Source organism: Acidovorax sp. GW821-FHT10E04 (genome assembly GCF_059415185.1).
This window is the reverse complement of sequence record NZ_JBWKMT010000002.1, coordinates 756,120-774,472: the sequence shown is the minus strand read 5'-3', so window position 1 is coordinate 774,472 and position 18,353 is coordinate 756,120. Positions and strand designations below refer to the sequence as shown.

The window sequence follows — 18,353 nt, the reverse complement described above, 5'->3', positions numbered from 1 at the left end:
GTTTTCCTGATCTGCCATGGATGCCAACACCCAACTGAATGAACGCCGCCTGGCCGATGCCTGGGCGGAGCTGCAAAGCCACGCCGCCAACGGCAATCCGCTGCACGCCGACGCCTACCGGCTCGCGTTTGCAGACCCCGAATTCCTGTTCCGCCGCGAAACGCGCGGCATCCGCTTCCAGCTGGAGATGCTCAAGCCCGACCTCGGCCAGATCGAGCAGGGCATCGAGAACACCATCGTGGTCTACGGCAGCGCCCGTTTCGTCGCGCCCGACGAGGCCGCGTCCCAGCTGGCCGAAGCCGAGGCCAGCGGCGACGAAGTGCGCCTGCAGCGCGCGCACCAGGCCGTGCGCAACGCCCGCTACTACGACCTGGCCCGCCAGTTCGCTCGCATCGTCGCGGAACACAGCGAGCTGCAGCCGCCCGCCGACCGCATCTACATCTGCACCGGTGGCGGCCCCGGCATCATGGAGGCCGCCAACCGCGGCGCGCATGACGTGGGCGCGCTCAACGTGGGGCTGAACATAGCCCTGCCCCATGAGCAAAGCGGCAACCGCTTCATCTCGCCGACCCTGAGCTTCAAGTTCCACTACTTCGCGCTGCGCAAGATGCATTTCATGATGCGCGCCAAGGCCCTGGTGGCCTTCCCGGGCGGCTTCGGCACGCTGGACGAGCTGTTCGAGGTGCTCACGCTGGTGCAGACGAAAAAGGCCAAGCCCGTGCCCATCGTGCTGTTCGGCACGGACTACTGGAAGCGCCTGATCAACTTCGAGGTGCTGGTCGAACAGGGCACGATCTCGGCACAGGATCTGGGCCTGTTCCACTACACCGACGACCCGCAGGAAGCCTGGGGCCTGATCAAGTCGTTCTACCAGCTGTAGATCCGCGCTGCGTCGCGGCACGGTACGGCACCACCTGCCGGCGGCCGCGTGCGGGGGCGTGGCCTCCCGCCACGCTACTGCGGCCCGTGCGCTTTCTCCGGCTTCTCCCCGCCGATGCGCCACGCCAGCCGGGCGCCACCCAGCCCCGTCGCGCCCACGGCCCAGAACAGGCCGCTGACCCCGATCACCGCGCCGGCCGACCCGAACAGCAGCGGCATCAGCACGCTCGATGCATTGATGGCCATCAGCCGCAGGCCCAGCGCCTCGCCCTGGCGGTGCGATGGCGTGATCTGGTGCAGCAGGCTCATCACCATGGGCTGCCCGGTGCCCAGCGCAAAACCCAGCAGCACCGAGCACACCCCCATGGCGAATGCGCTGTCCAGCAGCGGATAGGCCCCGAACAGCACCGCCGTCACCAGCATGGCCCCCGCCATCACGCCGCGCTCGCGCAGGCGCTCGGCGACAAAGGGCATGAGCACGCGGATCACCGTGGCGGCGATCGCAAACGCGCCGAAGATGGTGCCGATCACCGCGGCCGACAGCCCACGCTCGTGCCCCAGCAGCGGCACCGCAAAAGCGTGCACGTCCCAGCATGAGGAGATCAGCCAGTTCACGATCAGCAGGCGGCGAAACGGCGGGTCGTTCAGCAGGTCCCACGCCCGCTGGGGCGGGCCGCCCGTGGCGGCGGCGACGCTGGGCAGTTCCTGCGTGCCGCGCACACACAACCAGCTGAGCAGCGGCAGCAGCGCAAGCAGCACGAAGGCCGCGCGGTAGCCCTCCAGGCTGCCCGCCGCGCCACCCGCGTGGTCGATGGCCAGGCCCGCGCAAAAAGGCCCGATGAAGTTGGACACCGCCGGGCCGATGGACAGCCAGCTGAACACCTGCTTGAGTTCGGTGGCGTCATGGACCGCGCGGCCGGCGTGGCGCTGCACCGCTATGGTGGCCAGGCCCGCCGCCGCACCGGTCATCAGCGCGGAGACACACAGCACGGGAAAGGTCGGAAACACCACCGCCAGCCCCGCGCCCACGCAGGCCACGGCCACCGAATAGCCCACGGGGCGCTTGAGGCCGCGGCGGTCCGCGTACCGGCCCGCGGGCAGGGCAAGGAACACCTGGGTGAGCGCGAACAGCGCCACCAGCAGCCCCACCGCCGCCGCGCTGTACCCTTCGCGCAGCGCCAGCAGCGGCGCGGCCAGGCGCATGCCGGCCATGCTGGCATGCACGCAGACCTGCCCTGCGATCAGACGGGCCAGTGCCCGGTTCACAGCGGGTCGTCCTCCGCGTCCAGTCCGGGCAGCGCCGCCGTGCCACCGCCCACGGGCAGCGGCAGGGTGGCGCCGGGGGGCGCCGGCAGGTCCTGCACATCACGCAGCTTGCGCTGGATGGCGCGGGTGCGCACCCCCACCTCGTCGAAACGCTTGGCCGCCGCGTCGATGGACTTCTTGGTGGCCTCCACCACGTCGCCAAACTTGGCGAATTCGGTCTTGACCATGCCCAGCAGGCTCCACACCTCGGACGAGCGTTTCTCGATGGCCAGTGTCTTGAAGCCCATCTGCAGGCTGTTGAGCATGGCGGCCAGGTTGGCGGGGCCGGTGATCATCACGCGGCAGTCGTTCTGGATGGCCTCGACCAGGCCGGGGCGGCGTATCACCTCGGCGAACAGGCCTTCGGTGGGCAGGTACAGCACGGCGAAGTCCGTGGTGTGCGGCGGCGAGACGTACTTGGCGAAGATCTTCTTGGCTTCGAGCTTGATCGAGGCCTCGAACGCGTTGCCGGCCGAGGCGATCAGCCCCTTGTCGGCCGCGTCCTGCGCGTCCATGAGCCGCTGGTACTGCTCCACGGGGTACTTGGAGTCGATGGGCAGCCACACCGGATGCTCGTCGCTCTTGCCCGGCAGGCGGATGGCGAACTCCACCAGCTCATCGCTGCCCGGCACGGTCTTGACGTTGCGCGCGAACTGGTCGGGCGTGAGCACGTTGTCGATGATGGCGCCCAGCTGCATTTCGCCCCAGGTGCCGCGCGACTTCACGTTGGTCATCACACGCTTCAAGTCCCCCACGCTGCCCGCCAGGGTCTGCATTTCGCCCAGGCCCTTGTGCACCTGTTCGAGCCGGTCGCTCACCAGCTTGAAGGATTCGCCCAGGCGCTGCTCCAGCGTGGCGTGGAGTTTTTCGTCCACCGTGCGGCGCATCTCCTCGAGCTTGGTGGAGTTGTCGGCCTGGATCGCGGCCAGCCGCTCGTTGAGCGCGTTGCGCAGCTGCTCCGCGTTTTGCTGGCTGCCCTGCACCAGCCCCGTGAGCTGCTGCGAGACCGCATCCTGCAGCACCGAGAACTGGTTCCTGATCTGGAAGCCATTGGCTTCCAGCTGGTCCTTGAGCGCGCTGGACATCGTGCCCAGCTGGGTCTGGATGTCGCCCTTGAGCGAATCGAGCGTGAGGCGCGTGGCCGCCTGCAGGGCCTCGAAGCGCTCCTGGATGCGCTTTTCGAACAGCGCGGCGCTTTCGCCCATCGCCTCGCGCGACTTGACGCTTTCGGCCGCCAGCGCGGCCGTGGTGGCCGTGAGTTCGGTGCGAAAGCCCACCAGGGTGGCCGACAGCTCGGTGCGCGCGGTGGCGGCATCGGCCTGGCCCTGCGCCAGATGGGCCAGCAGGGCCTTGCTGCTTTCTTCCAGCCGCCCGGCCACGGCATTCTGCAAGGCATCGAAACGCTGGGCCAGGGCCGCATCCTGCGCGGCCTGGCGCTGCTCCAGCCGCCCTTCGAACACGCCGAACGCCGCCAGCAGTTCAGCGCGGCCGTTGCGGGACTCGGCCACGGCCTGGGCCAGGCGCTCATCCACCGCGTGGCGCAGGGTCTCCAGCGTGGCCTGCGTGGTGTGCGTGAAGCCGCGCAGCTGCTGGCCCATGCCGTCCAGCGCGCCATCGTTCTTGGCCACGGCAATCTGCGTGGCCTGGGCGGTGTGTTCCAGCGCCTGCAGGCGGGCCAGCCACTCGGGCGGCAGATCGACGCGGGGGCGGCGAAGCATGAGCAGCACCAGCAAAACCAGCACGAGAGCCAGCGCGGCCAGCAGGATGAGGGTATCGGTAGTCAAGGCAGGAATACTATGTTTTTGATAGCTGCTTGCGAATATGAATAAAGCGCCAGCGGCCCTTTTTGCTTAAATTCTCGATGTCACTGCCGGCCACGCGGGCCGGGCACCGGCTGGTTCACCGGCGTGAGCGGCCCACGCCCCCCCAGGAAGGCGATCAGGTTGTCGGCCGCCAGGTTGGCCATGGCACGGCGCGTGGGCACGGTGGCGCTGGCAATGTGGGGCGTGAGCACCACGTTGGGCACGGTGAGCAGATCGGGGTGCACGCCGGGCTCGCCCTCGAACACATCGAGGCCCGCTGCCGCGATGCGGCCTTCCCGCAGCGCCGCGGCCAGCGCGGCATCGTCCACGATGCCGCCGCGCGCAATGTTGATGAGCGTGGCCGTGGGCTTCATGAGCGACAGCTCGGCGGCGCCGATGGTGTGGTGCGAGGCAGGCGTGTAAGGCACCACCAGCACCACATGGTCCGCGGTGCGCAGCAGATCTTCCTTGCCCAGGTAGCTGGCCTTGCATTCGGCCTCCAGCGCGGGCGGCAGGCGCGAGCGGTTGTGGTAGACCACCTTCATGCCAAAGCCGTGCGCGCCACGCCGGGCGATGCCCTGCCCGATGCGCCCCATGCCGATGATGCCCAGCGTGCTGCCGTGGATGTCGCTGCCGGCGAACATGTCGTAGCTCCACTTGGTCCACCGGCCGGCGCGCAGGTAATGCTCGCTCTCGGTCATGCGCCGGGCCGTGGCCATCAGCAGCGCGAAGCCGAAGTCGGCGGTGGTTTCGGTCAGCACGTCGGGCGTGTTGGTGCCCTGCACGCCGGCCGCCGTCATGGCGTCCACGTCGAAGTTGTTGTAGCCCACGGCCATGTTGGCCGCGATCCTCAGGCGCGGCGCGGCGGCCAGCAGGGCCGCGTCGATGCGCTGGCTGCCGGTGGTCAGCACGCCATCCTTGTCGGCCAGGCGCGCGGCCAGCTCGGCCGGGGTCCAGATCACGTCGTCCGGGTTGGCCTCGACCTCGAAGTGCGCGCGCAGGCGCCCCACGATGTCGGGGAAGATGGCGCGGGCGACCAGGATGCGGGGTTTGCTCATGAATCTTTAGTCTCCAATGTATCGATACGGTTGCCGTGCCTTGCAACTGGCGCGGCCCGCACCAGCGGCCACCGTGCAAGGGCCGCCCCGCTGCACTCTGGTGGCATCCCCCTTCCCATCACGCAGCGATGAGAGAAGGGGGAAGCGGCGCAGCCGCGCAGGGGGATGGTCACTACCGGAACCAGATGAAGGTCATGACAATGAACAGCGGCACCAGAATGCCGCCCGACCACAGCATGTAGCCGAAGAAGCTGGGCATCTTCACGCCCCGGTCTTCCGCGATGGCCTTGACCATGAGGTTGGGGGCATTGCCGATGTAGGTGTTGGCGCCCATGAACACGGCACCCGCGGAAATGGCGGCCAGGGTGGGTGCCAGCGTGGTCATCAGCACCGCCGCGTCGCCACCCGCCGTGTTGAAGAACACAAGGTAGGTGGGCGCATTGTCGAGGAACGAACTCAGCAGGCCGGTGGCCCAGAAATACATGGCCGGGTCGGGCGCGCCGTCCGGCCGGGTCACCGCCGAGATGATGGCGCCGAACGGTCCCTGGTTCCCCGCCTTGAGCATGGCGATGACCGGAATGATCGTGAGGAAGATGCCCGCGAACAGCTTGGCCACCTCCTGCATCGGCGCCCAGCCGAACTGGTTGTCGGCATGCACCTGCCGGGGGGTGAGCCACAGCGATGCGAGCGTCACCAGCACGAGCCCCGCATCGCGCACGATGCCCGGCAGCCCCACCAGGGTGCCCGCGACGTCGAACGCCACGCTCGACTTCCAGAAGCCGCTGAGCAGCACCAGCGCGACGACCGCGCCCAGCAAGGCGAAGTTGATCTTCCCGTCGAAGCCGATGGAGCGGCTGTCGGGCGTCGGGTCGGCGGGCAGCACCTCCTCGCGGCGTCGGCAGTACCAGGTGTCCAGCAGGAAGAATATCGCCAGCAGCGCACCGACCAGGAACAATGTTTCCGGAAAGATGTGGCCCACCGTCCAGAAGAAATCGACGCCCTTGAGAAAACCGAGGAACAGTGGCGGATCGCCCAGCGGGGTGAGCGAGCCCCCCGCGTTGGACACGATGAAGATGAAGAACACCACCACGTGCGCCACGTGCCGGCGGTTGTCGTTGGCGCGGATCAGCGGACGGATCAGCAGCATCGAGGCCCCCGTCGTGCCCATGAAGCTGGCCAGCAGCGCCCCGATCGCAAGCAGGGCGGTGTTGAGCCCCGGGCTGCCATGCAGGTTGCCGCGGATGTAGATGCCCCCCGCCACGGTGAACAGCGCCGTGAGCAGCACCACGAACGGGATGTACTCGGCCAGCAGCGCATGCACCAGGCTGGCCCCGGCCACGCCAGGGCCGAAGGCGATGGCGAACGGCAGCAGAAACGCCAGGCCCCACGCGGCCGCGACCTTGCCGAAATGGTGGTGCCAGAAAATGGGTGCCAGCAGCGGCATGAGCGCGATCGACAGCAGGATGCCCGCGAAGGGCACGCCCCACAGCACCGACAGGGTGCTGCCGTCCACATCCGCGGCCACGGCCAGGCCCGGCAACACGAGCAGGGTGATCAAGAGGCCCAGCGCGCGGGGCGCCGGCATCCGGGTGGCGCGGGCCATCATGCCACCGCGGGGATGTCGAACACCTGGCGCAGGTAGGCCAGGTATTTCTCGTCGTCGCACATGCCCTTGCCCGGCGTGTCGGACAGCTTGGCCACCGGCTGGTCGTTGCAGCGCGTCATCTTGATGACCACCTGCAAAGGCTCGTGTGCGGGCGGGCTGCCCAGGTCGTTGGTCAGGTTGGTGCCGATGCCGAACGCCAGCTGGCAGCGCCCCCGGAACTGCTGGTACAGCTCGATGGTGCGCGGAATGGTGAGCGCATCGCTGAAGATCAGCGTCTTGGTCAGGGGGTCCACCCGGTTCTTGCGGTAGTGGTCCAGGAGGCGCTCGCCCCAGGCGAACGGGTCGCCGCTGTCATGCCGCGCGCCGTCAAAGAGCTTGCAGAAGTACAGGTCGAAATCACGCAGGAAGGCACTCATGCCGTATACGTCGGACAGCGCGATGCCCAGGTCGCCGCGGTATTCCTTGGCCCACATCTCGAAGCCGAACACCTGGCTGTCGCGCAGGCGCGGCCCCAGGGCCTGGCAGGCCTGCAGGTATTCGTGCGCCATGGTTCCCAGCGGCGTCACGCCCAGCTTCATGGCATACAGCACGTTGCTGGTGCCCGCGAACTGGCCGGGGCCCGCGGGTGCGCCGGGGCGGCGGTCGCCCGTGCCCAGGCGGGCCACCAGCACCCGCAGCACCTCTTCGTGCCAGGCGCGGGAAAACCGCCGGCGCGTGCCGTAGTCGGCGATCTTGAGGTCCGACAGGCCCTCGCCCTGCAGCAGCGCGATCTTGGCATCCAGGCGCTTGCGGCCTTCCAGGAAGTCGGGCACCTTTTGCGTGTTGCGAAAGTAAACCTCGTTGACGATGGCCAGCACCGGGATCTCGAAGAGGATGGTGTGCAGCCAGGGCCCGCGGATGGAAATGTCGATCTCGCCGTTGTGCTGTGGCGTGACGGTGATGTACTTCTCGTTGAGCTTGAAGAGGCCCAGGAAGTCCACGAAGTCGCTCTTGATGAAGCGCATGGAACGCAGGTAGGCCAGTTCGGCATCCTGGAACTGCAGGCAACACAGCGAGCGGATCTCGTCGCGGATCTCATTGACGAACGGCGCCAGCTGCACGCCAGGGTTGCGGCACTTGAAGCGGTATTCGACCTGAGCCCCCGGAAACTGGTGCAGCACCACCTGCATCATGGTGAACTTGTACAGGTCGGTGTCGAGCAGGCTGGTGATGATCATGGACAGGGCAGGCCTCAGACCGCGGGCTGGTCAGCAAAGCCTCAAAGTGTAGGCCATCGGGGCATCCCGCACCGTGCAGGGACTCTGCCCCCGCGCCACGGGCATGCGACGCCATGCGCTGGGGAAAAAGGCCCTTCGCGCCCTTGGGAGAAGCGCGAGAAGCTAACGGATCAATAGCAGGCCCGCCAGTGCTCAGCCGGCCACCACCAGCTCTTGCAGGACCTTGCGCAGGGCCTCTGGCACCGGCACGGGCCGGCGGGTCTCGCGGTCCACATACACATGGATGAAATGGCCGGCCGCAGCGGTCAGCGGCTCGCCCTGGGCAAACAGGCCCACCTCATACCGCACGCTGGAGCCACCCAGCCGTGCCACCCGGATGCCGGCCTCGATCGTCTGCGGGAAGGCCAGTGGCGCGAAGTAGTTGCACTGGGTTTCAATGACCAGGCCTATGGTCTCGCCCGCATGGATATCGAGCACGCCTTGGTCGATCAGGTGGGCATTCACCGCCGTGTCGAACCAGCTGTAGTACACGACGTTGTTCACATGGCCGTACACGTCGTTGTCCGCCCAGCGCGTGGTGATGGGGCGAAAGGCCCGGTAGGCGCTGCGCGGCTGCGGGGACGGGCGGGCGGCCGGCGCGGACGCAGCGGCAGGGGTGGTGCTGGCGGCAGAAGTCATGGCCGCACATTCTGCCAGCGCTGGTGGTAGTGCCAGGCCACGCGCCAGGTGTTCAGCTGCGCCAGCACCGTGTCTTCCAGATTGCGGCCATAGCCCCCCGCCATCGCGAAAGCCAGGGGGATGCGGCGCTGCCACGCCCAGTCGAACACGCGCCGGTCGCGCGCCTCCAGGCCATCGTGGGTCACGGCCAGCCGCCCCAGGCGGTCTCCTTCGTGCGGATCGGCACCGGCCAGATAGAAAACGAGCTGGGGCGCGAACCGCTGCTCCAGGGTCTCGAGCGCCTGCTCCAGAGCCTGCAGGTAGTCGGGGTCGGCGCAGCCGTCGGGCAGTTCGACATCCAGGTCGCCGGGCTCCTTGCGGAACGGAAAATTGCGCGCCCCGTGCAGTGACAGCGTGAACACGCTGTGGTCGCCCCGGAAGATGTGCGCAGTGCCGTTGCCCTGGTGCACGTCGAGGTCGATCACCGCCACCCGCAGCGGGCGGGCCACGCGCCCCACGCCCTCCGTGCGCGCCCATTCCACCTGCATGAGCCGCGCGGCCACCGCCACGTCATTGAACACGCAGAAGCCGCTGCCCTTGTCCGCATACGCATGGTGCGTGCCCCCTGCGAGGTTGCCCGCAATGCCCTCGCGCAGCGCCACGCGGGCGGCGGCCACCGTCGCGCCCACGGACCGCCGTGCGCGCTCGGCCATGGCCTCGCTCCAGGGGAAGCCGATCTCGCGCTGGGCGGGAGGTGCCAGCGTGCCGTCGGCAATCGCATCGACGTACTCCGGCGTGTGGGCCAGCGCGAGCTCGCTGTCCGACGCGGGCATGGCCACCTGCAGCGACACGCCGGGCAGGTGCTGCGTGATGCGGTCGCGCAGCAGCCGGTACTTGGCCATCGGGAACCGGTGGCCCTCGGGAAGCGGCAGCACGAAATGGTCTGCGTAATAGGCATGCATGACGCGATTGTGGCAAGCGGCGGATTTCTGGGGCGCCGTCCCTAATTTGCTGCAGCGCAACAAAAACCCCTTGCAATACCACGCCAAGTGCCTAAAATTCATCCCATGCTGCACTGCAACATGACTCACTAGGTCAGGGCCAGCGCAGATGTCCGCGAACCACCTTGGCCCCCGGGCCCCATTTTTTAGGAGATATGACATGACGCTGACCGCTGAACAAATCCTGGCCTCGCACAAAGCCAACATCGAAACCCTGTTCGGTCTGACCACCAAGGCCTTCGAAGGCGTGGAAAAGCTGGTCGAACTGAACGTGACCGCTTCGCGCGCTGCCCTGTCGGAAGCCGCCAACCACACCCAGGCCGTCCTGGGCGTGAAGGACGCGCAAGAGCTGCTGGCCCTGCAAGCCGGCCTGTTCCAGCCACTGGCTGAGAAGACTGCCGCCTACAGCCGCCACCTGTACGACATCGCTTCGGGCACCGGCGCTGAATTCGGCAAGGCTTTCGAGAGCCAGGCCACCGACGCGCAAAAGGCATTCACCAACCTGGTGGACAGCGCCGCCAAAAACGCTCCCGCCGGTTCCGAAACCGCCGTGGCCGTGATGAAGAGCGCCGTCTCTGCCGCCAACAACGCTTTTGAATCGGTGCAGAAGGCCGTCAAGCAAGCGTCCGACGTGGCCGAAGCCAACTTCAACGCCGTGGCCAGCACCGCTGCCAACGCCGCCAAGACCGCTGCACCCCGCAAGCGCTAATGAGCCATCTGCGGTCTGGAGTGCAACCTCTAGGCCGCGTTCAGGGAATACCCTGATAATTCAACCACGCGCTGCGGAAGCCCTCCACAGCGCACCAGTTGTCTCCTTGGATCCTCTCGAAACCCCCGTTTCAGGGATCCTTTTAAAGCCCGGTTCATGACCGGGCTTTTTTTTGCCCGTGTCCTGGCAACACCCTTCCGGCTCTTGCGCTGAGTCAGGAATTCCCTCTGAATTCCTTGGCGCGCCCCAGACATTTATTAAGAATAATTCGCGTTTGTTTTATCATCGCCAGAGTTACAACCTTGAAAGACGCATCCATGTCGAAGACTGTGAAAGCCTTGTTGAGCGCGTGCACGCTGGCCGTTGCCGCCGGCGCCGTTTCCGCCCAGGACCAGGTGGTGAATCTCTACTCGGCCCGCCACTACTCCACCGACGAAGCGCTGTACAGCGGATTCACCAAGGCCACGGGCATCAAGATCAACCGCGTGGATGCGGACGACGCCGGCATCCTGGCACGCCTGAAGGCCGAAGGCACGGCATCGCCGGCGGACGTGATCCTGCTGGTGGATGCCGCCCGCCTCTACAAGGGGGAAGTCGACGGCCTGTTCCAGCCCATCCAGTCCAAGGTGCTCAGCGACGCCATTCCCGCCAATCTGCGCAGCGCGCCAGCGGCAGACGGGGGCATTTCCTGGTTCGGACTGTCCACGCGCGCACGCGTGATCGTCTACAGCAAGATCAAGGTGCAGAAGTCGGACGTCGACACCTATGAGGAGCTCGGCGACCCCAAGAACAAGGGCAAGCTGTGCATCCGCTCCGGCTCGCATCCCTACAACCTGAGCCTCTTCGGCGCCGTGACCGAACATCTGGGCGAACAGAAGGCGGAGGCCTGGCTCAAGGGCATGGTGGCCAACCTGGCGCGCCCTCCCAAGGGCGGGGACACCGACCAGATCAAGGCCGTGGCCGCGGGCGAATGCGATATCGCCGTCACCAACAGCTACTACCTCGCGCGCATGATGCGCTCGACCAAGCCCGAGGACGTGGCCGTGGTCAACAAGGTCGGCGTGGTGTTCCCCAACCAGGATTCCTGGGGCACGCACCTGAACATTGCCGGCGGCGCGGTGGCCAAGCACGCCAAGAACCAGGCCAACGCCATCAAGTTCCTCGAGTACCTGGTCAGCCCTGAAGCGCAGAACTACTTTGCCAACGGCAACAACGAATGGCCCGCCGCCAAGGGCGTCAGCATCGACAACCCCGCTCTCAAGGCCATGACCGGCGGTGCGCCCTTCAAGAGCGAGACCATTCCGATCAGCGCGGTGGGCGCCAACACGACCAAGGTGCAGCAGATGCTGGACCGCGTGGGCTTCCAGTAACCCGCCCGTGCGGCCCCGCGGCGCGGGGTTTGCGCCAGGCCCGGCCTCGCCGGGCTTTTTTTCGCCTGTCGGAAACCAGGCGGATGCGCCATAATTGACGTTTACGTTAACGTCACTCACTGGAGACAGAACATGGACATCAAAGGCAAGGTTTTCATCGTGACCGGCGGCGCGTCCGGCCTGGGCGAAGGCACGGCGCGCATGCTGGCCGCCCAGGGCGGCAAGGTGGTCATTGCCGACATGCAGGCGGAAAAAGGCGAGGCCGTGGCCAAGGACATTGGCGGTGCCTTCGTGAAGTGCGATGTGAGCAGCGAGGCCGACGGCCAGGCCGTGGTGGCGAAGGCCGTTTCGATGGGCAAGCTGATGGGCCTGGTGAATTGCGCGGGCATCGCACCCGCGGAAAAGACGGTCGGCAAGAACGGTGCGCACGCGCTGGCCGTCTTCAGCAAGACCGTCACCGTGAACCTGATCGGCAGCTTCAACATGATCCGCCTGGCCGCCGAGGCGATGTGCAAGAACGACCCCGAGCCCACGGGCGAGCGCGGCGCGCTGATCTCCACCGCCAGCGTGGCCGCCTACGACGGCCAGATCGGCCAGGCAGCCTATTCGGCCTCCAAGGGCGGCGTGGTTGGCATGACCCTGCCCATCGCGCGCGACCTGGCCCGCAACGGCATCCGCAACATGACGATTGCGCCCGGCATCTTCGGCACGCCCATGCTCTTTGGCATGCCCCAGGAGGTGCAGGATGCGCTCGCGGCCGGAGTGCCCTTCCCCAGCCGCCTGGGAACGCCGCAGGACTATGCCAAGCTCGTGCAGCACATTTTCGAGAACGACATGCTCAACGGCGAAGTGATCCGCCTGGACGGCGCGATCCGGCTCGCCCCCCGCTGATGCTATTCAATTTATAGCATCCAGCGCTTATTGCGAAAGCGCTGGAGCCATTTTTCCCCATGACTCCTGAGCCCTGGACTTGTCCGGGGCTTTTTCATGGAAGAACCAGGGCGGAGGCCGGGCGCTTCCCCCAGGCGTCACGGGGCGCGGCGGTGCGTCCGCCAGCCTAGGCCGCGTGCCGCTGCGGCGCCGGGCGCGGCGGCTGCGCGGCGGGCAGCACCGAATCCCCTGCACCCAGCGGCCGCTGCATCAAAACGGTGTCCAGCCAGCGGCCTTTCTTGAAGCCCACGGAGCGCAGTGCGCCAATGCGCTCGAACCCCATGCGGGCATGCAATGCCATCGAGCCGGCGTTGTCATCGCCCTGCCCCACCACCGCGAGCATCTGGCGCCACGGCCCCGCCTCGCAATGCCGGATGAGTTCGCCCAGCAGCGCAGCCCCGAGGCCTCTCCCTGAAAGATCGGGCGCCACGTACACCGAGTCCTCCACCGTGTGGCGGTAGGCCACCCGGGCCCGGTACGGCGCGGCGTAGGCAAACCCGGCCACCATGCCGTCCAGTTCCGCCACCAGATAGGGCAGGCCGGCAGCCACCACGGCAGCGCGCCGTGCGCGCAGTTCATCAACCGTCGGCGGTATTTCCTCGAAAGAAGCCAGCCCGTGCAGCACGTGGTGGGCGTACAGCGCCTGGATGGCGGACAGGTCGTTCTCGCTGGCGCCGCGCACCACGGGTGCGGCGCGCCCGGCGGCGGCGGCACGAGTCCGGTTCGGTGGCGCTGGCAGGGTGGATTTCAAGATGGGCAGGGGAATGGTCGTCGAGGTGTGCATGACCGACAGTGTGGCCAGCTTTCAGGCATAAAAGAAGCTTTCTCAAGTTATGCAAAGTATGAGAAATTCTTTGCCATGGAACGCATCAATCTCGACCAGCTTCACGGCTTTGCCACCGCCCTTGAACTCGGCAGCTTCTCTGCCGCGGCGCAGCGCCTGGACCTCACCCAACCGGCCGTGAGCCTGCAGGTGCGCCAGCTCGAAAAGCGCCTGGGCACGCCTTTGATCGAGCGCGTCGGCCGGGTGCTGCGCCCCACGGCGGCGGGTGCCGAGTTGCTGGCCCATGTGGGCCGCATCGATGCGGTGGTGGCCGAGGCCCTGGAGGCCGTCTCCCGCCATGCCGACAATGCCACCGGTCGCGTACGCCTGGGCACCGGCGCGACGGCCTGCATCTACCTGCTGCCACCGGTGCTGCGGTCGCTGCGGCAGTGCTTTCCCGGCCTCGACATCACCGTGCGCACCGGCAACACGGCCGACATTGTCCAGGCGGTGGAGGACAACACGCTGGACCTGGGACTGGTCACGCTGCCCGCCAGCGGGCGCATGCTGGAGGTGTCACCCCTGCTGGACGACCCGTTCGTCGCGATCGCCCCGCGAGGCACCGCGCTGCCGGCGCGGATTGGCGCCAAGGAACTGGCGCGGCATCCCGTGCTGCTGTACGAGCCCGGCGGCCACACCCGCCGGATCGCCGATGCCTGGTTCGCCCGGGCGGGGGTGGCACTGCAGCCGGCCATGTCGCTGGGCAGCGTGGAGGCGATCAAGGAGCTGGTCGCGGCCGGCCTGGGCTGCGCCGTGCTGCCGGGCATGGCCGTGCGGGACGGGCACCAGGGCAGCCTCGAAGTACGGCCGCTGTCGCCACCCCTGCGCCGCACATTGGCTGTCGTCATGCGCCGGGACAAGCGCCTGCACCGGGGCCTGCGCGAAACCGTGGCGGCCCTGCAGTCACTGGGATGAGGGAAGAGCAGGAGCCCGCCGCCATGCCGTCAATGCAGAGGTCGGCGGCGGTGATTCCCTGCCGCCGGAGCACAAGACCGATATCCGCCATGAAACCCACAAAACAACTGGAAATGGACAAAGAAAAACGGACTGCAGCAATCAGTACTGCAGTCCGTTAATTTTGGCCATGGCACAACCAGCGACGGGCTGTGCCATGTGAATCTGGCGGAGTGGACGGGACTCGAACCCGCGACCCCCGGCGTGACAGGCCGGTATTCTAACCAACTGAACTACCACTCCTGGCAGGCAGCTTTTCGCTTGCATCTCTCAATACAAGCCAAGCGCTACAACTTGGCGACCCTACGGGGATTCGAACCCCGGTACTCACCGTGAAAGGGTGATGTCCTAGGCCTCTAGACGATAGGGTCAAAACCTTGGAACTAACCGATAACAAGCCTTGGTGGAGGTAAACGGGATCGAACCGATGACCTCTTGCATGCCATGCAAGCGCTCTCCCAGCTGAGCTATACCCCCACGATTCTCTGGATGACACCAAAGAAAAACCCTTGCATATCAAAGACCTGCAAGGGTTTTTGACTGGCGGAGTGGACGGGACTCGAACCCGCGACCCCCGGCGTGACAGGCCGGTATTCTAACCAACTGAACTACCACTCCTGGCAGGCAGCTTTCGCTTGCATTTCATCAACACAAGCCAAGCGCTACAACTTGGCGACCCTACGGGGATTCGAACCCCGGTACTCACCGTGAAAGGGTGATGTCCTAGGCCTCTAGACGATAGGGTCAAAACCTTGGAACTAACCGACAACAAACTTTGGTGGAGGTAAACGGGATCGAACCGATGACCTCTTGCATGCCATGCAAGCGCTCTCCCAGCTGAGCTATACCCCCACTGAATGACTCGAAACACACTGTGTTTGTTGTCATCATCTGAGCCTTGAATTATAGACAGATTTTTAGCGGTTTCGCAAACGCGCTACAACTTTTTCACGTCCGACCAATTCCAGCACGGCATCGACCGACGGAGTGTGGGCCGTGCCCACGGTCAGAACCCGCGCAGGCATGGCCAGTTGCGGCATTTTCAGTCCCTGGCTGGCAAGCACCTGCTTGAATGCAGCGCTGATGGAAGCCTTGTCCCATTCGCAGGCGGCCAGCGCATCGGCCAGCGCATCGAGCGCCGGGGCAATGGCTTCGGTGACGTGCTGTGCGCGCTCGGCATCCACCGGGGTCACGTCACCGTAAAACACCTGGGCCCAGTTGGCGAGCGCCACCGTCGTGTCGCACCGGTCCTTGAACAGCGCGCAGATCCGCGCGAGCCGGCCGTCGGCCAGTGCCTGGGCCGCAATACCGCGCTGCTGCAACTGCGGCGCCACCAGGGCGGCCAGCGCATCGTCGGCCATGGCCTTCAGGTGCTGGGCGTTCACCCAGCGCAGCTTGGCCTCGTCGAACTGGGCTGCGCTGCGGCCCAGGTGGTCCAGGTTGAACCATTCCAGGAACTGCGCGCGGCTGAATATCTCGTCGTCGCCGTGGCTCCAGCCCAGGCGCGCCAGGTAGTTGACCATGGCGTCGGGCAGGTAGCCCTCATCGCGGTACTGCGTGACGGGCTTGGCGCCATTGCGCTTGCTCATCTTCTCGCCCTGCTCGTTCAGCACGGTGGGCAGGTGGGCATACACCGGCGGTTCCTTGCCCAGGGCGCGGAAGATGTTGATCTGGCGCGGCGTGTTGTTCACATGGTCGTCGCCACGGATCACGTGGGTGATCTCCATGTCGATATCGTCCACCACGACGCAGAAGTTATAGGTAGGCGTGCCGTCGGGGCGCGCAATCACCAGGTCGTCGAGCTCGTCGTTGCTGATCTCGATGCGGCCCTTGACCTTGTCGTCCCATGCCACCACGCCGCCTTGCGGGTTCTTGAAGCGCAGCACGGGCTGGACGCCTTGCGGCACGGGCGGCAGGGTCTTGCCGGCCTCGGGGCGCCAGGTGCCGTCATACCGGGGTTTTTCCTTGGCGGCCATCTGCTTCTCGCGCAAGGCATCCAGCTCGGCCACGCTCATGTAGCAGGAGTACACATGGCCCGCCGCCTGCAGGTCGGCCAGCACCGCCTTGTAGCGGTCCATGCGCTGCATCTGATAGAACGGCCCCTCGTCGTGGTCCAGGCCCAGCCAGCGCATGCCCTCGATGATCACATCCACGGCGGCCTGGCTGGAACGCTCGAGGTCGGTGTCTTCAATGCGCAGGATGAAATCCCCGCCCGTCGCCCGCGCGAAGGCCCAGGGATAAAGGGCCGAACGGATGTTGCCCAGGTGGATGAAGCCCGTCGGTGACGGGGCGAAGCGGGTGCGCACGCGGCCCGTGCTGGAAGCAATGGTGGATGTTTCAGTCATGTCAATAAGTTCTGGCCCCTCTCGGGGCCAGTTTCAAGATTCAGTCCGTCCGAAGGCAGGGGCGCCAGGCCGCGCCCCTGCCCCGGTACCCGGCAATTCAGGGCAGGGCACAAGGCGCCCTCCCCCCGTCACGCCTCCTGCGCGTTCGGAAGCGCCAGGCGGGAAGTATCCTCCTCGCCCTCTTCCATGCCCACGCGCCCCTCGTTCAGGCGGGCGATGTCGGCGGCGGTGATATCCCCCGTGACGTACACGCCGTCAAAGCACGATGCATCAAACCCCACGATGGACGCATTGAGCGAGCCCACGGCCTTCTTCATGCCATCCACATCCTGGTAGATCAGCGCATCGCAGCCGATGGCCTGGCGGATCTCTTCGACCGTGCGGCCGTGTGCCACGAGCTCGCTGCTGGTGGGCATGTCGATGCCGTACACGTTCGGGTAGCGCACCGGCGGGGCGGCGCTGGCCAGGTACACCTTGCGGGCGCCAGCGTCGCGCGCCATCTGCACGATTTCGCGGCTGGTGGTGCCGCGCACGATGGAATCATCCACCAGCAGCACATTGCGGCCCTTGAACTCGCTGGCGATCACATTGAGCTTCTGGCGCACGGACTTCTTGCGCACGCCCTGCCCCGGCATGATGAAGGTGCGGCCGACGTAGCGGTTCTTGACGAAACCTTCACGGTAGGGGATACCCAAAAGGTGCGCCAGCTGTGTGGCGCTCGGACGGCTCGACTCGGGGATCGGGATGATCACGTCGATCTCATTGGGCGGCACGGTGGACACCACGCGCTTGGCCAGCGCTTCGCCGAGGTTCAGGCGGGCCTGGTAGACCGAAATCCCGTCGAGCACCGAATCGGGACGCGCGAGGTACACGAACTCGAAGATGCACGGATTGAGCTGCGGGTTTTCCGCGCACTGGCTGGCATGCACCTTGCCATCGAGCGTGATGAAGATCGCCTCGCCAGGATCGATGTTGCGCTCGAACACATGCGAGGTGCCCTCCAGCGCCACCGACTCGCTGCCCACCATCACGGTGCCATCCTGGCTGCGCCCCATGGCCAGCGGGCGGATGCCATGCGGGTCACGAAAGGCCAGCAGGCCATGGCCGGCGATCAGCGCGATCACGGCGTAGGAGCCCTTGATGCGCTTGTGCACGGCTCGCACCGCCGTGAAGACGTCCTCGGGCTGCAGCGGCACGCCGCGGGTCGACCGCTCCAGCTCATGCGCGAACACGTTCAGCAGGACCTCGGAGTCGCTTTCGGTGTTCGTGTGCCGGTGGTCGGTCAGGAACAGTTCGGTGCGCAGCTCGCGGGCATTGGTCAGGTTGCCGTTGTGCACCAGCACGATGCCAAAGGGGGCGTTGACGTAGAACGGCTGGGCTTCTTCCTCGCTGTAGGCGTTGCCTGCGGTCGGATAGCGCACCTGGCCCAGGCCCACATTGCCCGGCAGCGCCCGCATGTTGCGGGTGCGAAACACATCGCGCACCATGCCCTTGGCCTTGTGCATGAAGAATTTGCGGCCCTGCTGGGTCACGATGCCCGCTGCGTCCTGGCCGCGGTGCTGCAGGAGCAGCAATGCGTCATAGATCAGCTGATTGACGGGCGCTGGACTGACGACGCCGACGATTCCACACATAGTTGTATTCCATCCGTTTGCGGGAACAGCCCCGCGGCAACCTCGCAGCAACAGCCTCTGGCC

General features: G+C 66.3%; 15 protein-coding genes and 6 tRNA genes. 5 read left to right on the top strand and 16 right to left on the bottom strand.

The window, feature by feature from the left end; all coding sequences use genetic code 11:
• The first annotated feature begins 16 nt into the window (after nucleotides 1-16).
• The gene (locus tag AC07OC_RS08655) at nucleotides 17-880 is read left to right on the top strand and encodes an LOG family protein (protein ID WP_218297496.1); all 864 of its coding nucleotides are present in this window, start codon (nucleotides 17-19) and stop codon (nucleotides 878-880) included.
• 74 nt (nucleotides 881-954) lie between these two features.
• Here the strand turns inward: AC07OC_RS08655 and AC07OC_RS08650 are convergent, their stop codons facing one another.
• From AC07OC_RS08650 to AC07OC_RS08620, 7 genes are all read right to left on the bottom strand, one after another.
• The gene (locus AC07OC_RS08650; protein WP_369642361.1) at nucleotides 955-2,145 is read right to left on the bottom strand and encodes an MFS transporter; all 1,191 of its coding nucleotides are present in this window, start codon (nucleotides 2,143-2,145) and stop codon (nucleotides 955-957) included.
• Complete coding sequence (locus AC07OC_RS08645) at nucleotides 2,142-3,968, bottom strand: DNA recombination protein RmuC (RefSeq protein ID WP_218297498.1); 1,827 nt, start codon at nucleotides 3,966-3,968, stop codon at nucleotides 2,142-2,144. The genes AC07OC_RS08650 and AC07OC_RS08645 overlap by 4 nt, the downstream gene beginning before the upstream one ends.
• 80 nt (nucleotides 3,969-4,048) lie before the next feature.
• Nucleotides 4,049-5,044 (bottom strand): 2-hydroxyacid dehydrogenase, encoded by a 996-nt coding sequence (locus AC07OC_RS08640; protein WP_494600827.1) that lies wholly within the window; start codon nucleotides 5,042-5,044, stop codon nucleotides 4,049-4,051.
• A gap of 172 nt (nucleotides 5,045-5,216) precedes the next feature.
• A complete protein-coding gene (locus AC07OC_RS08635) occupies nucleotides 5,217-6,629 on the bottom strand; it encodes a sodium:proton antiporter (RefSeq protein WP_218339082.1) in 1,413 nt (470 codons plus the stop codon).
• Nucleotides 6,630-6,646: 17 nt separating this feature from the next.
• Nucleotides 6,647-7,867, bottom strand: a complete 1,221-nt coding sequence (gene pncB / locus AC07OC_RS08630) for a nicotinate phosphoribosyltransferase (protein WP_218297501.1) — start codon at nucleotides 7,865-7,867, stop codon at nucleotides 6,647-6,649.
• Nucleotides 7,868-8,059: 192 nt separating this feature from the next.
• Entirely contained in the window at nucleotides 8,060-8,545 is a 486-nt protein-coding gene (locus tag AC07OC_RS08625; protein WP_369642359.1) for an acyl-CoA thioesterase, read from the bottom strand.
• Nucleotides 8,542-9,486, bottom strand: a complete 945-nt coding sequence (locus AC07OC_RS08620; RefSeq protein ID WP_494600824.1) for a histone deacetylase family protein — start codon at nucleotides 9,484-9,486, stop codon at nucleotides 8,542-8,544. Before AC07OC_RS08620 ends, AC07OC_RS08625 begins: the two co-directional genes overlap by 4 nt.
• A gap of 199 nt (nucleotides 9,487-9,685) precedes the next feature.
• Here AC07OC_RS08620 and AC07OC_RS08615 point away from each other — a divergent pair, with 199 nt between their 5' ends.
• The 3 genes from AC07OC_RS08615 (at nucleotide 9,686) to AC07OC_RS08605 (ending at nucleotide 12,495) form a co-directional block, all read left to right on the top strand.
• Nucleotides 9,686-10,234, top strand: a complete 549-nt coding sequence (locus tag AC07OC_RS08615; RefSeq protein ID WP_094290910.1) for a phasin family protein — start codon at nucleotides 9,686-9,688, stop codon at nucleotides 10,232-10,234.
• 317 nt (nucleotides 10,235-10,551) lie between these two features.
• On the top strand, nucleotides 10,552-11,604 hold the full coding sequence (locus AC07OC_RS08610; RefSeq protein WP_218338760.1) for an extracellular solute-binding protein: 1,053 nt from the start codon (nucleotides 10,552-10,554) through the stop codon (nucleotides 11,602-11,604).
• Nucleotides 11,605-11,736: 132 nt separating this feature from the next.
• A complete protein-coding gene (locus AC07OC_RS08605) occupies nucleotides 11,737-12,495 on the top strand; it encodes a 3-hydroxyacyl-CoA dehydrogenase (protein WP_218297505.1) in 759 nt (252 codons plus the stop codon).
• A gap of 166 nt (nucleotides 12,496-12,661) precedes the next feature.
• On the opposite strand, the gene AC07OC_RS08600 is transcribed toward AC07OC_RS08605, so the two are convergent.
• Nucleotides 12,662-13,318, bottom strand: a complete 657-nt coding sequence (locus AC07OC_RS08600) for a GNAT family N-acetyltransferase (RefSeq protein WP_218338761.1) — start codon at nucleotides 13,316-13,318, stop codon at nucleotides 12,662-12,664.
• 75 nt (nucleotides 13,319-13,393) lie between these two features.
• Here AC07OC_RS08600 and AC07OC_RS08595 point away from each other — a divergent pair, with 75 nt between their 5' ends.
• On the top strand, nucleotides 13,394-14,272 hold the full coding sequence (locus AC07OC_RS08595) for a LysR family transcriptional regulator (protein WP_218338762.1): 879 nt from the start codon (nucleotides 13,394-13,396) through the stop codon (nucleotides 14,270-14,272).
• A gap of 205 nt (nucleotides 14,273-14,477) precedes the next feature.
• On the opposite strand, the gene AC07OC_RS08590 is transcribed toward AC07OC_RS08595, so the two are convergent.
• From AC07OC_RS08590 to purF, 8 genes are all read right to left on the bottom strand, one after another.
• Nucleotides 14,478-14,554: transfer RNA gene (locus tag AC07OC_RS08590), tRNA-Asp, on the bottom strand.
• Nucleotides 14,555-14,606: 52 nt separating this feature from the next.
• A tRNA-Glu gene (locus tag AC07OC_RS08585) sits at nucleotides 14,607-14,682 on the bottom strand.
• Nucleotides 14,683-14,712: 30 nt separating this feature from the next.
• Nucleotides 14,713-14,788 (bottom strand) — tRNA-Ala (locus AC07OC_RS08580).
• Nucleotides 14,789-14,852: 64 nt separating this feature from the next.
• Nucleotides 14,853-14,929 (bottom strand) — tRNA-Asp (locus AC07OC_RS08575).
• A 52-nt stretch (nucleotides 14,930-14,981) separates the two neighbouring features.
• Nucleotides 14,982-15,057: transfer RNA gene (locus AC07OC_RS08570), tRNA-Glu, on the bottom strand.
• A 30-nt stretch (nucleotides 15,058-15,087) separates the two neighbouring features.
• Nucleotides 15,088-15,163: transfer RNA gene (locus AC07OC_RS08565), tRNA-Ala, on the bottom strand.
• 65 nt (nucleotides 15,164-15,228) lie between these two features.
• A complete protein-coding gene (gltX, locus tag AC07OC_RS08560; RefSeq protein ID WP_218338763.1) occupies nucleotides 15,229-16,656 on the bottom strand; it encodes a glutamate--tRNA ligase in 1,428 nt (475 codons plus the stop codon).
• A gap of 128 nt (nucleotides 16,657-16,784) precedes the next feature.
• Nucleotides 16,785-18,290 (bottom strand): amidophosphoribosyltransferase, encoded by a 1,506-nt coding sequence (purF, locus tag AC07OC_RS08555; protein ID WP_218338764.1) that lies wholly within the window; start codon nucleotides 18,288-18,290, stop codon nucleotides 16,785-16,787.
• Nucleotides 18,291-18,353 lie beyond the last annotated feature (63 nt).

What these genes read in the sequence shown, in the direction of transcription:
- AC07OC_RS08610 (WP_218338760.1), top strand. Translation starts at nt 10,552, where the DNA reads ATGTCGAAGACTGTGAAAGCCTTGTTGAGCGCGTGCACGCTGGCCGTT.
- AC07OC_RS08605 (WP_218297505.1), top strand. Translation starts at nt 11,737, where the DNA reads ATGGACATCAAAGGCAAGGTTTTCATCGTGACCGGCGGCGCGTCCGGC.
- gltX (WP_218338763.1), bottom strand. Translation starts at nt 16,656, where the DNA reads ATGACTGAAACATCCACCATTGCTTCCAGCACGGGCCGCGTGCGCACC.
- AC07OC_RS08615 (WP_094290910.1), top strand. Translation starts at nt 9,686, where the DNA reads ATGACGCTGACCGCTGAACAAATCCTGGCCTCGCACAAAGCCAACATC.
- AC07OC_RS08640 (WP_494600827.1), bottom strand. Translation starts at nt 5,044, where the DNA reads ATGAGCAAACCCCGCATCCTGGTCGCCCGCGCCATCTTCCCCGACATC.
- AC07OC_RS08635 (WP_218339082.1), bottom strand. Translation starts at nt 6,629, where the DNA reads ATGCCGGCGCCCCGCGCGCTGGGCCTCTTGATCACCCTGCTCGTGTTG.
- AC07OC_RS08655 (WP_218297496.1), top strand. Translation starts at nt 17, where the DNA reads ATGGATGCCAACACCCAACTGAATGAACGCCGCCTGGCCGATGCCTGG.
- AC07OC_RS08595 (WP_218338762.1), top strand. Translation starts at nt 13,394, where the DNA reads ATGGAACGCATCAATCTCGACCAGCTTCACGGCTTTGCCACCGCCCTT.
- AC07OC_RS08625 (WP_369642359.1), bottom strand. Translation starts at nt 8,545, where the DNA reads ATGACTTCTGCCGCCAGCACCACCCCTGCCGCTGCGTCCGCGCCGGCC.
- AC07OC_RS08620 (WP_494600824.1), bottom strand. Translation starts at nt 9,486, where the DNA reads ATGCATGCCTATTACGCAGACCATTTCGTGCTGCCGCTTCCCGAGGGC.
- pncB (WP_218297501.1), bottom strand. Translation starts at nt 7,867, where the DNA reads ATGATCATCACCAGCCTGCTCGACACCGACCTGTACAAGTTCACCATG.
- AC07OC_RS08600 (WP_218338761.1), bottom strand. Translation starts at nt 13,318, where the DNA reads ATGCACACCTCGACGACCATTCCCCTGCCCATCTTGAAATCCACCCTG.
- purF (WP_218338764.1), bottom strand. Translation starts at nt 18,290, where the DNA reads ATGTGTGGAATCGTCGGCGTCGTCAGTCCAGCGCCCGTCAATCAGCTG.